The 12,692-nt window shown below is 68.2% G+C and carries 8 protein-coding genes; 3 read left to right on the forward strand and 5 right to left on the reverse strand.

The genetic code is table 11. The features are described 5' to 3' along the window. Position 1: 1 nt before the first annotated feature. Positions 2 to 814, reverse strand: coding sequence for a GNAT family N-acyltransferase (locus VZL07_RS02755; RefSeq protein ID WP_426753764.1), 813 nt, complete (start codon positions 812 to 814; stop codon positions 2 to 4). Positions 815 to 1,136: 322 nt separating this feature from the next. Here VZL07_RS02755 and VZL07_RS02760 point away from each other — a divergent pair, with 322 nt between their 5' ends. From VZL07_RS02760 to VZL07_RS02770, 3 genes are all read left to right on the forward strand, one after another. Then, positions 1,137 to 2,045 carry a CPBP family intramembrane glutamic endopeptidase gene (locus VZL07_RS02760; RefSeq protein ID WP_426753765.1) on the forward strand — a complete coding sequence of 303 codons (909 nt, stop codon included), beginning with the start codon at positions 1,137 to 1,139 and terminating at the stop codon, positions 2,043 to 2,045. A 40-nt stretch (positions 2,046 to 2,085) separates the two neighbouring features. Beyond that, positions 2,086 to 2,985 carry an RluA family pseudouridine synthase gene (locus VZL07_RS02765; protein WP_426753766.1) on the forward strand — a complete coding sequence of 300 codons (900 nt, stop codon included), beginning with the start codon at positions 2,086 to 2,088 and terminating at the stop codon, positions 2,983 to 2,985. 118 nt (positions 2,986 to 3,103) lie between these two features. Beyond that, a complete protein-coding gene (locus VZL07_RS02770) occupies positions 3,104 to 3,952 on the forward strand; it encodes a DUF695 domain-containing protein (RefSeq protein ID WP_426753767.1) in 849 nt (282 codons plus the stop codon). A gap of 569 nt (positions 3,953 to 4,521) precedes the next feature. Here VZL07_RS02770 and VZL07_RS02775 read toward each other — a convergent pair. The 4 genes from VZL07_RS02775 to VZL07_RS02790 all read right to left on the reverse strand — a co-directional run bounded on the left by VZL07_RS02775 (position 4,522) and on the right by VZL07_RS02790 (position 12,333). Further along, the gene (locus VZL07_RS02775) at positions 4,522 to 5,487 is read right to left on the reverse strand and encodes a tetratricopeptide repeat protein (RefSeq protein WP_426753768.1); all 966 of its coding nucleotides are present in this window, start codon (positions 5,485 to 5,487) and stop codon (positions 4,522 to 4,524) included. 431 nt (positions 5,488 to 5,918) lie between these two features. Next, entirely contained in the window at positions 5,919 to 7,493 is a 1,575-nt protein-coding gene (locus VZL07_RS02780) for a hypothetical protein (protein WP_426753769.1), read from the reverse strand. Between the two features lie 584 nt (positions 7,494 to 8,077). Beyond that, complete coding sequence (locus VZL07_RS02785) at positions 8,078 to 11,239, reverse strand: carboxypeptidase regulatory-like domain-containing protein (protein ID WP_426753770.1); 3,162 nt, start codon at positions 11,237 to 11,239, stop codon at positions 8,078 to 8,080. Positions 11,240 to 11,436: 197 nt separating this feature from the next. Next, complete coding sequence (locus VZL07_RS02790) at positions 11,437 to 12,333, reverse strand: phospholipase (protein WP_426753771.1); 897 nt, start codon at positions 12,331 to 12,333, stop codon at positions 11,437 to 11,439. Positions 12,334 to 12,692 lie beyond the last annotated feature (359 nt).

Raw genomic sequence — 12,692 nt, forward strand, 5'->3', positions numbered from 1 at the left:
ACTAGGCGCCGGGACTCATGCCGTTCTCCAGCGCGCGGAAGCGCGCCACGGAGTCCGCCGGGACTTCATCGAGCGCCATGACGAGCGGCAGGGTGAACCATTGGAAATACGTGTCGTAGATCGGCTCTGCGATGAAGCGTGCCCCCATCGTCCTGGCGAAGAGCGAGGGCGCCCTCGGCAGCCGCAGTTCATCCAACAGCCCCTGCGCCGCCCTCGCCCGCTCCTCTGGCGTGTAGAAGGGATTGCGGGGATGCACCGGGGCACGCCAAGGGTCTGGCACGGCCACACGCCAGCGCGGGCTCAGCCATCCCCGGCGGGCCGCCACCTGCCATGAGAGGAGCGCGTCCGCGGGCGAGTCCGTCTCCAGGTTCGCGGACGCAATCCAGTGCGTCACCCCGCGCCGCCGGCTCTCCGCGTACATGCCCGCCTGCAACCACGTGACGGCCTCCGAGCGCCGCCACTTCGGCAACACGCAGAAGCGCGAGGGCTCCGCGAACACCCTTTCCGGCTGGAGCAGGCCCGAGAGGTCCAGTCGCTGCTCCATCTCGAGCCCCACCTTCCCACCCAGGTTCGCCGCCACCTCCGCGTTGGGCAACGCCACTCGCATTGTCGCCACCGGCTCGTCGCCGGCGTAGACGAGCACGTGCACCGTGGTGTCGAGCGTGTCGACGCAGGTCACCTCCCGTTGAGACAGCGCGGACTGCTCGGGCAGCAGTCCGAGTTCTCCGCCGAAGACAGCCCAGCGGATGCGAGCCACGTCATCGAGCTCTCGCTGGGTGGTGGCAACACGCCAGCGCCAGTGCCTGCACGTCATGGGTACTCTCCTGGTAGCGAAGCGGGCCGGTGTTTCGCCGCCCTCTCACGTTCTTTCGTCGCAGGTGACTCGAGTTCGACTGCGGTCCCTGGGCGTACAGGCTCCCCGACATGGGCCGGAGTCCCATGACGCCCGCGTCCGCAGAGCCTCTCCGCACGCGAGCCAGTCCTGGAACGTTGCTTCCGCGGGCGCTCCCGTTGAAACGCGCGCGTCGCATGAACGAAAAACCGAGGAGGGGTCGGAAACCTGGGGGCGAAGCCGGTAGCGTGCCCGGAATCCCGCGAGGCCCCTGCCCCGTGGCCCTGGACCGGAGGACCACCCCGTGCGTCGTGATGTTGCCGTGCTGCTGGAGAACGCCCCGCCGCGGCGCCGGTCCCTGTCAGAAGTGGCGTTCGTGTTCCTCGCCGTCCTCGGACCCTCGTCGGTGGGCCCCGCGGGGCGGGTCGTCCTGGCCGTGCTCGCGGTCGCGCTGCTCGCCTGGGGGCTGGCCCTGCTGCGCCCCTGGGAGGCCACGCGCGCGGGAGCCTGGCTGGGCGTCCTGGGGCTCCTGGTGGCGCTGGGCGGCACGGGCGCAGGCGCCTGGGTCGCCACCGCGGCGGAGCAAGAGAGGGGCTTCTCCCTGTCCATGGCTCCCCTATGCCTCCGCGCCCTGGGGATGATCCTACTGGTGGCGGTGCTGGTGTGGCGCGACGGCCAGGGGTCCGCGCAGGTAGGGCTGGCGCGCGAGGGCTGGGCGAATGAGCTGCTGCTCGGCGTGCCGGTGCTCGTCGCCACCTACGCGGTGCACATCGCCGCGTCGGTGCCCCTGGCGGCCATCGCCGTGGCGTTGAAGCTGGCCGACAAGGAGCTGCTGGCGCGGAAGAGCCTGGCCACCGCGCTCATGGACACCGGCCTGGGCGTGCCCGCCTTCGCGGCCATCATGGTGCTGGTGACGGGCTTCGAGGAGTTCGTCTTCCGGGGCTTCCTCGTGCCCCGCCTGCGCGTGGTGCTGGGTCGCTGGGTGCCCGCGGTGCTGGTCGCGGCAATGTTATTCTCCGTGGGCCACCTCTACGAAGGCACGCTCGCCGTCTTCCAGACCTTCGTGATGGGGACATGGTTCGGGTTCGTCTTCTGGCTCCGGGGACGCCTGCTGCCCCTGGTTGTCGCGCACGCGGCCTTCAACACCATCAGCTTCGCGCTGGTGATGTGGCTGTCGAAGTCAGGCTTCCTGGACAAGCCGCCGCCGCTTTGACCGCCTCCCACCGCGAGCCCACTCGGTGTAGGGTGCGCGAGTGCTGCTCAACGACGGATATGTGTATCGCGAGAAGCTCGGGCGCCGACCGGGCAGCAGCGCGCTCGCCCATCTGACGGACAAGTATCGCCACTCCTCGGAGGAGGAGTGGCGGGCACGCTTCGCGCGGGGCGAGGTGCGACTCGACGACGTCACCGCCGACGGCTCGGAGCCGCTGAGGCCGGGGCAGTGGCTGTGCTGGCACCGCCCGCCGTGGGAAGAGGAGGACACTCCGCAGTCCTTCGAGCTCGTATACGAGGACGCGGAGTTGGTCGTCGTGGTGAAGCCGAGCGGACTGCCGACCCTGCCCTCGGGTGGCTTCCTGAAGAACACCCTGCTCTCCTTCGTCCAGGCACGATGGCCCGAGGCGGTTCCCAGGCACCGCCTGGGACGCGCGACGTCGGGCCTCGTGCTCTTCACCCGCACCCGCGACGCAGCCGCGCGCCTGGCGAGCGATTGGCGCGAGGGCCGCGTGCACAAGCGCTACCGCGCACTCTCCCAGGGACTCGCCGCCCGGGAGTCCTATGACATCCGCGCGCCCATCGGGTTGGTGCCCCATCCGCGGCTGGGCGAAGTCCATGGTGCCAGTGCGCGGGGAAAGCCCTCACACAGCACGGCCCGGGTCCTGGAGCGGCGCACCGAGCACACCCTCTTCGAGGTGGACATCCACACGGGGCGCTCCGAGCAGATCCGCATCCACCTCGCCTTCATCGGCCACCCACTCGTGGGGGACCCGCTCTTCGCCGTGGGCGGCCTGCCGCTGGCGGAGCACCCCGGCCTGCCCGGAGACGGCGGCTATCTGCTGCACGCGGAGTCGCTCACCTTCCTGCATCCGCGCTCGGGCGAGCAGGTCCAGCTTCAGGCGCCACCCCCGCTCGAGCTGTGCGTCCAGGGCTCCTGACAGTCGCTTTCGAACCCATCCCTCAAGCCACGCATGCGCGCCGGCCACCCGGGGCCGCGCGATGACCTGTTCGGCAGCGGAGACTCGGAACGCCCAAAGAAGGCAAGGAGTCAGTGGCATGGATGCGAGCGGCGCGGTGAAGCCCTGGGACGAGTGCTTCGACACCTACCTCATTGAGCTCGAGGACGGCCCCACGTTGTTCCTCCTGGACATGCACGCGGCGCCTCATGCGCCGCTGGCGAGCCATCCCATCCGGCTCGCCGTGCGCGTGACGATGAAGTCGCCTCGGCCGGACGGGCTGCGCTCACGTGAGGAGTCGGAAGCCCTCTTCGAATTGGAGCATGCGCTCGTCGCCGCGCTCGCGACGTTGGGGTTCCACTACGTGGGCCGCAGCGTGGGGCAAGGGTTCATGGATGCGTTCTTCTTTGGTCCGCGCGGAGTCGCGGAGCCCGACATCCAGCGCGTGGTGACGCCCCGTCAGGGGGACTACACGCTGGAGCTGGAGCTCGAGGAGGACCCGGGATGGTCCGTGTACTTCGACTGGCTCTATCCCCCAGAGCTCCACTGCCACCTCATGTCGAACCGCAATCTCCTCGACCTGCTGACAAAGCAGGGAGACCGGAGCGAGGTGGTGCGAGAGGTAGATCACCTCGCGTACTTTCCCGACCTGGACAAGGCGACTCGCGCCGCGGCTCAGCTCGCGAAACAGGGGTTCAAGGTCTCTCCGCCCCGCGCGCCCGAGGCCCCCGCGACGGGGTGGGCCCTGTCCTTCACGCGCGAAGACTCCCTGGCGGAAGGGCGCGCGGACGAAGTGACGGTGGAGATTCTCGAGGTCCTGCGGGCCCACGAGGGTGACTACGACGGCTGGGGCTGCCTGGTGACGACCTGGCGCGGTTCCTGCCCTCGCGTCAGTCCATGGAGCCGTGGCGGCGGGATTCTGAGAGTCCCCCGCCGGACATCTCAATAAATCGGCATGCGGGTGAGGACTTCTTCGACACCGCTTTACCTCTGGAGCTGGCCTCCCCACCGGCACCCTGTCCCGCGTCCTGGAGACGGAGCCGAGCCTCTTCGACTCCGGGGTCCTGATGCTTGAGTGCACCGTCATCGACGCCCGCCACACAGTGCAGGGGGCGCCACCACCGAGTCCGTCTCCACGCGGCTGAAGGCGGCTCCCCTCAAGTGAAGTCCGAACCTCTATGACGTCATCATCGTCCTGAAATATCTGGCCTGCCCGCGTGTCCGACCCATCGTGCTTTTGCCCCAGCGCGCCCTTTCTGGCAGCGCCCGCGGCAGGATAAAGAACTGCGCCGTTCCGCACCTTAGCGAGACCTTCCAGCTTTTCCGGCGCGACGCACGACCAGAACACAGATGAAGCTCTGGCTGGATGTTGCTCCACCGAAACCGCTGTTGCCAGGGGTTGCCCTGGATCAGCGTTGTGCTTTGCCGGGCACCCTGCCGGAATCAAGAGAATAGCCATCGGCGCCTACTTCACCGATGTTGCATGCAACACGGCATGATCATTCCTTCAAAGATCATCTATGGGGTCTTGCCCAGCACCAGGGTCGTTGCACACTCGCCGTCGCCCTGCGGCGATGTCGAGCTGACAACCCTCTCCATGCAAGACTTGATCGTCGGCGTGGGCGCTTCCACCGAGACATTGGTCACCTTGCCCTCGGAGAACGACCAGGTGACGCGGAGCTCTGCACCCTTCGGCGCGCATTTGTCGAGCTCTGCCTTCTTTTTCGAGAGCGCGCCCATCGCGAACATTGGGCCTGCGAGAGCGCCGAACACCCCACGACTTCCATCCAGGCGGCAGCTGAGATTCTTGGCCGTCAGCCCATCCACCGTCACTGAGTCCACTGTCACGTTGGCGCCCGGCACGCCTTTCGACTCGGATGTTGTTTCCAGCGCTGTAACGAGCTCACAGGCTCGCGCATGCTCGAGTGCGCAAGCTTGCTTCATGTACGCCGTGCCCCTCTGCAGGTCTTCCGCTACGCCTTCGCCCTTTAGATAGGCGACGCCAAGGTTGAAGCAGCCGCCGGACCGTTTTCCGTCACATGCCTTTTCGAAGAATGGAATGGCCGCGGTCTTGTTGACAGCGTGCCCAAACTTTCCGTCGAACAAGATGACTCCGGTGTTGAAGCAGCCCCCCAGATGACCGAGTTCGCATGCCTTACGCATCAGCGCTATGACGGCGGCATCGTCGCGCTCTACCTCTTTTCCTTCGTAGTAGGCAGCCGCCAGCACATAGCAGTCCTCCGCATTACCCTCCTGGCATCCTTGTTCGTACGCGGCGATGGCAGGTGGTAGCTTGTTGGCGGGCTCCGGCTCGGATGAGGAGGCGCCTACGCTGGCTGTTGGCGGAGGCTCAGTCGGCCCCGCCGTTTGTTCAGGCTGAGGCACCACCGAGGGGGAGATTGCGGCACACCCGAGCAGGCTTGCGACAGCGAGTGACGACAAGAACACACGAACGAAGGAACGCGAATTCGGAAGGGACAGCATCGTTGCTCTCACTTGAATTGAAGCTTCCCCAGGCAACGGGCGCTCCCATACCTTCGGGGAGACGTATCGACACGTCATCCAGTCGAGTCGACAATGGCCTTCGCGGAGATGCGTGAGACATGAGTAGGCCCAAGTGCGAACACACTCAATCTCGATTCGACCATCGACCTGTGGAGGAGTTGGTGACCGCCGCACAGGCCGCAGCGCTCCTGGGCGTGAAACGGGCCACGCCCTACACCTACGAGAGCCGGGGACGCTTGCGCTGCGTGGAGGAGGGGCTCGCGTACCCGGGCCTCTCGCCGGGGTCGCCGCGCACCAACCGTGGGCATCCTGAGCCCCAAGCGGACGTCCCCCGGAGCTTGCCCATCTGAAGGGGGCTCCGAGGGACGTCTTCAACCCAGGGGATGATGGCGCAGGGGCGCGCCGCGGGCTCAGAGCATATTGGCGATGTCCTTCACCGGCTGCGGCGCGGCCTCCGTGTTCGCCAGCGCGCCCATGGCACCTCCGAAGATCATGGAGGCCGGGTTGGCGCGGCCCGTAGTGACAGCCCCGAGGACTCCCTCCGCGGCGCCCTTGATGGTGTTGAGGTAGCCCTTCGCGGCGCCCTCGAAGACGCCCTTGACGCCACCCTCCGAGTTGCCAATCCCCGTCAGGACGTTGCTGACGCCCGGCAAGAACCACAGGTGCTTGCCCGCCTCACCCGCGAACCACTGGAAGTTGTCCTTGTTGCTTCCGTCCGCCTTGACGTGGGTGTCCTTCGTGGTCGGCAGCTGGTGCTCGCCCAGGAACGAGTACCCCTTCTCCGCGAAGTCCTTCACCATGCCGGCCTCGGTGCCGTGCCGTGCGTCGCCATCCTTGGTGATGCCCTCGATGTTGCCGTCACCCTTGCCGTTCTTGACCTTGTTCGACCGGTCCTCGCCATTGGAGGCCTTGGCGCTGTCGATGAACTCCAGCACCTTGGCCAGCCGGTAGACGGCGTCCGGATTCTGCCTCGGGTCCTTCAGGTCGAGCTTGGGGTCGATGCCCGTCTGCTTGCACAGCTGATCGAACTTGATGTCCTTCTGGCGGCCGAGGTTCTTCAGCGCGGGGGTGTCATCGACAATCTGCGCCGCCGTCCGCTTGTCTCCAGCCGGGCGCTTGTCCTTGGCGCTCGGGACGCCGGAGCCGGAGGCCTCGGGCGCCGGCTCGGGCGCCGGCTTGAGGTTCTGCAGGTTCTCGAGGTTCTTGGGAAGCCCGCGAGGCGCGAGGGTAGCGGGTTCGCCGACCGGCATCTGCGCCATCGGTAGCATCGGCGCGTTGAAGGCCTGCGGCTGGGTGATGGCGCCCGTCTCGAACCCATCCATCGGGTTGACGTGGCCCATCGGCACGCCACCGGCCTGGAGCGGCGACACAGGACCGAAGTTGCCCATGGGCGGGAGGGCGGACACAGGACCGAAGCTGTCCACCGGCGGGAGCGCGGGCCCCGGGCCGAAGGCGCCCATCGGCGGAAGCGCGGCCGCCGGGCCGAAGCCACCCATGGGCGGGAGCGCGGCCGCAGGACCGAAGCTGTCCATCGGCGAGAGCGCGGCCCCAGGACCGAATCCGCCCATCGGCGGAAGCGCGGCCCCAGGACCGAAGGCGCCCACGGTCTGAAGCGCCGCGGGACCGAAGGCGCCCACGGTCTGGAGCGCCGCGGGACCCAAGTCGGCCACGGTCTGGAGCGCCGCGGGACCGAGGTCGGTCAATGTCTGGAGCGCCATCTCCCGGCCGGAGGGCCGTCCGGGCGCGCCCGCGGACTGGGGCGCCGCCGCCGGGCTGGAGGGCCGCGAGGACGCACCTGCGGACTGGAACGAATCCACCGGGCCCGAGGGCCGCGCGGACGGGTTCGCTGGGCTCTGGGGGACGCGCCCGCCCTTGTCCGGAGCGGAGCCCGCCGAGGGCAGCGGCTTCGGGGCCGTGGGAGAGGACTGCGCAGCGCCCGGACGCTTGGAGGAGAAGGAGGGGGCCTTGGCCTTGACGCCGATCATGGGGTTCACCTGGTTTCTGACAGCGAAGGAGGATTGCTGCGGCGAGTCTGTCCCGCCCATGCGCTGTCTCATTGCAGCGCCCATGCCACCCCAGGCGTTCGACGTAACCCGCTGATTTCTCATGGCTGCGATGGCTTCGGAGCCCCCATGTGAGGCGTTGGGCCGGTGACCGCAGTCACCAGGCGGATGGCGCCAGTCACCACCGGGGAGCCGCCATCTCGAGCGCATCCACATCAGCGGCATCCATCGAGGTGCCGCGGGCTCCAGCTGTCGCGGAGACGCCATGCCCCTGCGGCGTCATTCGGTCCGCCCGCTTCTCGCCGCGCGCCATCCCCGTGGAGGGTGATGCGGGTTGGAGTCACGGGGCCCCGAGGAAGCGCGTGGCCATCGAGGTCACGGCCGGCGTGACGGTAGCCTCGCAGGGAACGACGCTCGCCGCGCTCGCCCCCGCGACGTCCACCCTGTCCGCCGTCGCCGCGATGACGACCTCAACTGCGCCTTCCTCGCCGCTGATGAGGGCGCCCCTCCTCTCCTGCTTCCTCAGCGTGGACGCGGAGGCGCTTCGCCATGGCGCGGGCGCGGTATCAGAACTCCGCGTCCGGGATGGTGATGACCACCTCTTCCGGATAGGGAATCGACACCGACTCCAGGGTGGACCTGTAGATGCGCCCCTTCCAATGGGCAATCGGCGCGGTGATGCCCACTTCGTCGGTGTGCCATCGGCCCTGCGCGTCCGTGACGCCGTTCACGCCGCCTCCCAGGATGAGCTCCGCGCCAGGGACGGGCTTGCCTCCCGCCGTGAGCACGCGGATTCGCAGCACCGCGGGGTCGCTGCGCTTGCGGAGGACCAGCTCCACGTCCCGAGGCTCTGTCTTGTCGAGCTCCACCTGCTGGCTGAGGAGGTCTCCGTTGGAGCCAATCACCTTCAGGACGTAGACGCGGGGCGGGAGGTGGTCCAGCACGAACCGCCCGCGCGCATCCGTCAGCACCGTGGAGAACTCCCGCGACCACTGATCCCGCCAGGCCACCTGCACTCCAGCCGCGGGCCGCTGCCCGGGTGTGAGCACCCGGCCTCGCAGCGTGGCCGCGCGCTCGAGCGTGGCGTCGATGCCCGCGTGATGCGCCTGCTCGCGCCCGTTGAAGATACCGCCCCACTGGCTCTTCCCCGGCGCCTCGACCGAGAGACGCCACTGGATGCGCGGCACCTTCGTGAGCACGAAGGTGCCATCCGGCCGCACCGGGTAGCGCTTCGTGCCCAGCGCCATGGCGTCATCCCACTCCTGATGGGGCCTCAGCACCACCACCGCGTCGGGGACGGGCCTGCCCTCGAACCTCACCGCCCCTTCGAACCGGCCGTCCTTCAGGATGGGCGGCGGCTTCGGAATCACGTGCGGCTCGAGCCGGCGGATCCGCGTGAACCACGACGGCACGGGCGCAACGCCCCCGCTCGAAGCGGCTCCCCGGAGCGTCACCAGGAGCACCCCGTCCCCCGAATCCGTCACCGCGAGCATCCTGCCCTCCAGGCTGAACACGATGAGCGGGCGGAGCATGCCGCCGGAGAGAGGAATGGGGGGTGAAGCCCGCTGCCCCGTGCTCGCGTCGAGCAGCAGGAGCCCCTCGTTACCACCCGCCGCGGCCAGCAGCTTCCCATCCGGGCTGAAGCGGACCTGCGTCACGCTCTCGCGAATCGTCACCGGCACTGACGTGCTTCCGGAGAGGTCCCACAGACGCACGATGCCCTCTTCACGAGACGCCGTCGCTAGCAGCGGCTGCGTGGGGTGGAAGGAGAGCGAATCCACCTCTTTCACGTGCCCAGCGGGGAGCGCGGTGACCTTGCCAGTCGCCGCGTCGATGAGCCGCACCGCTCCGCCCTTGAGCGCCGCGGCATACCGGGAGCCGTCGGACGAAGCCGCGAGCAGCGCCACCGGGGCCTCGAGCTGCACGCGCTGGCCCACGGGCTTGCCTGTCTCCACTTCGAACTGCTGCAACTCGGAGGAGCTGCCGCACTCGCCCATGGAGGCAAGTTTCATGAGCAGTCTGCGCCCGGAGGGATGGTACGCGAGCGGCAGGCACCGCTTGTCCTTCTCCGCTGGCTCAGGAGAGGGCGGGTTCGCGCGGCCCGGGCGCCAGAGCCGCATCCCTCGCGAGGCGTCCTCGAAGAAGCCGAAGGGCTCCTGCGCGCGAGCATCCCAGCTCAGCGTGAGGCTGTAGGGCTCGCGGACGAGCCGGGTCACCCCGGATGGGGTCTTCCATTGGACCTCCTGGCTGGAGAGGTCGACCGGCGCCCCCACGACCTGGCCCTGGGTGATATCGATGAGCTGGAGTTGCCCGCGGCCGGAGGCCAGCAGCAGCTGGGAGTCCGGGATGATGAGCAGGTCGGGCAGCCCCGTACTGTCGCCCGACGCGCTCAACTCCACCCGCTGCGAGCGCTCGACGAGGGTGGTGGCCTCGCCCAGTCGGGTCAGGGCCTGGCACCCGGCCGCAGTGCCCCGGAAACAGCCCCGTTGATAGGCTCGCACGGCCTCCTCGCGTCTCTTCAGGGCCTCCGCGCTCGCGCCCGCGTTGACGCAGGACTCCACGCGGCCCAGCCCGCACGCCGCGAGATAGTGCTGGAAGGCCCGCTCACCGCTCGGCTCCACGCCGCGCCCCTCCTGGTAGGCCAGGGCGAGGGCCTCACACCCCTCCGCGTCCCCCTCCTCGCAGGCGCGCAGGTAGTAACCGGAGGCGGCCTTCAGGTCCTTGGGGAGCCAGGGCCGCCCCTCGCGCAGCATCTCTCCCACGGAAACGCACGCGCGCGGCAGCTTGTGCTCGCAGGCCCCGAGCAGGCGCTGACGCGCCTTCTCCGGCTGGGGAGGCGCACCGTCGATGCCACTGCCCTCGAGGCTCGCGAGCCGCTCGCACGACGGGAAGGAGCCGAGCTCGCAGCCACGCGCGTAGCGCTTCGCCGCGCGCAGGAGAGACCTTCGCGTGCCCTCCCCACGCTCATGGGCCAGGCCCGCCTGCTCGCAGTCCTCGCTGCTTCCCTGCGTACAGTCCCGCTCCGCATGACGAAGGCGCTCGTAGTCACGACGGAAGTCCTCGTCGCACGCGTCTCCGTAGTTCTCGCAGGCACTGGCGCTATCCGCATCACACCCCTTCTTGAAGGCCTCGCAGGCGGCTGTCTCCCGAACCATCCCCATCGGCCCCAGGGCCAGCGTCCCCAGGCCCGAGCAACCTTCCCCGTCACCTCCCTCACACGCTCGCTCGAACAGCGCCTTCGCCCTGGCGATGTCAGCCTGCGAGACATCCCCCGAGAGGTCCTCGTCGGCAATCAGTGAGTTCCCCAGCCCCGTGCAGCCCCGTGCCACCCCGCGCTCACACGCTTGCTCGTAGAAAGTGCGCGCCCGCGGCTCGTCGCGCTCCGCTGCTCCAAACTGTGAGTAGATTTCACCGAGCAGGAAACAGCCCATCGGCTCGTCACCCGCGCAGGCCTGCTCCAGCATGGGGCGCGCCGCCGCGAACTCCTGGTGCCCCCCCATCCCCATGGAGTGCACCCTGAACAGATGCTCACAGGCCGTGAAGTGCTTCATCTGGCAGGCCCTGCCGAGCAGCGGGTATCCCCGGGCCTCGTCCTTGGAGATGACGCTCAGCCCGAACAAGAAGCAGTCGGTGGCATCCCCGCGCTCGCATCCCGCCTCCTCCTCGGACGCGGGACGCTCCTCGAGGTCCAGGCAGGCTTGCAGGTTCGTGCGGCACTGCTCACGCAAGGATGGAGCGGCCGCGGTGGGCTGGTCAGGGCGGCCCGCGACACATGCGCACAGCGCGAGCAGTACGCATGTCCAGAGACGCAATGGGTGCAGGGGCATGGAGGGGCCGGAGCCTAATCCAGGTCAGCCCACGGCGTGCAAACCCTGGTGGCATGGACCACCGGCGTCGAGGGTGCCTCCGGTCCGGGGAGCGCCAACTACGGCCGCTGCTTCGAGAACATCCAGTCCCAGAAAGCCTGGTTGCTGTACGTCTCGTTCCAGCCCATGTGGGCGTTACCTGGATACACCACCCAGCGAAGGATGGAGCTCCCCGTGGCGACGACCCCAGGCTGCGACGTCCAGTTCTGAGTCGTCTTGTCGAACAAGTAGGTGGTCACCTGGGAAGGCTGCGTCACCGGAGGGAAGGACCAGTAGTTGTAGTTCTTCGTCACGGTCAGCAACCAATCCCGCTCGGCCCAACGGTCCCCGTAGCTGCTGGTGGACCAGACAGGGACGTCGTTCATCTGGGTGAGCGTGGTCCCCTGCGGCCCGATGTTGGTGGCACTGGTCGCCAGCGCCGCCAGCTCACTCCCGTAGAGCTCGGCGTACTGCCAGGAGCCCCGGCCGCCGAAGCTCAGCCCTGTCAGGTAGACGCGCTTGGGGTCGACCCGGTAGTTGGCGACGATGTACCGCACGAAAGGGCGAATCTCGGCCGGGACATAGTTGTTGATTGCCTGGGGAACGAAGACCAGCGCCTTCTTCTGGCCAAAGTACGCCTTCCACGTCGCGCTGTTGCGGATGTGCTTCAGCGCACCGTTGCGCGTCACGATGTCGTAGAGCGCCGCCTCATCCGTCGCCACGCCCAGCTCGCCAATGCCGTTGAGGTGGATGACGGTCGGATACAGCTCCGTCGATGCGTTGTAGCCCGGCGGGATGTACACACCGAACGGCAACGGGTTGCCGAGGGTGTTCTTCAAGTGGACGGAGATCTGGTCTTCGACCGGCGTGATGAGCGAGGCGGGTTGATTGCCGGTTTCCTGCGTGGCGCCTTGTTCCGATGCGGGGCCGCAGGCCGCGAGAACCGCCACGGCGGCGGCAATGGCAATGCGTTGCATGGAGTCACCTCGAAGCGTGGGATGGGGTGATCCAGGCCATTCTATGGCGAATCGCGCCAGCTCACGAATTGCAAGATTTCAAACCTTTACGTCCAGGCGGGATAGAAACCGTGTTGAGGGTGAGGGCTGGAGCGCAGGCGCCGAGAAGGGAAGCGGACGGGGGCCGCACGTCACGGTCAACAATCGAGCCCCTGCCAGGGGAGCCTTGGCCCGATGGCAAAGGAACTCCTCGGGAGCTCGCGCGCCGCAAGGAGCCGCGCTGGCCTTTCGCCTGCGCCGTGTAATGTCCGGGCGGGACGAAACCTCATCCCTGCATAGCGCGAGCGATCGAGCCCGGAACCGTGGGCTCGCTCGCTCCC

The sequence above is a fragment of the Pseudomyxococcus flavus genome, from assembly GCF_050038885.1.
GTDB lineage: Bacteria > Myxococcota > Myxococcia > Myxococcales > Myxococcaceae > Myxococcus > Myxococcus flavus.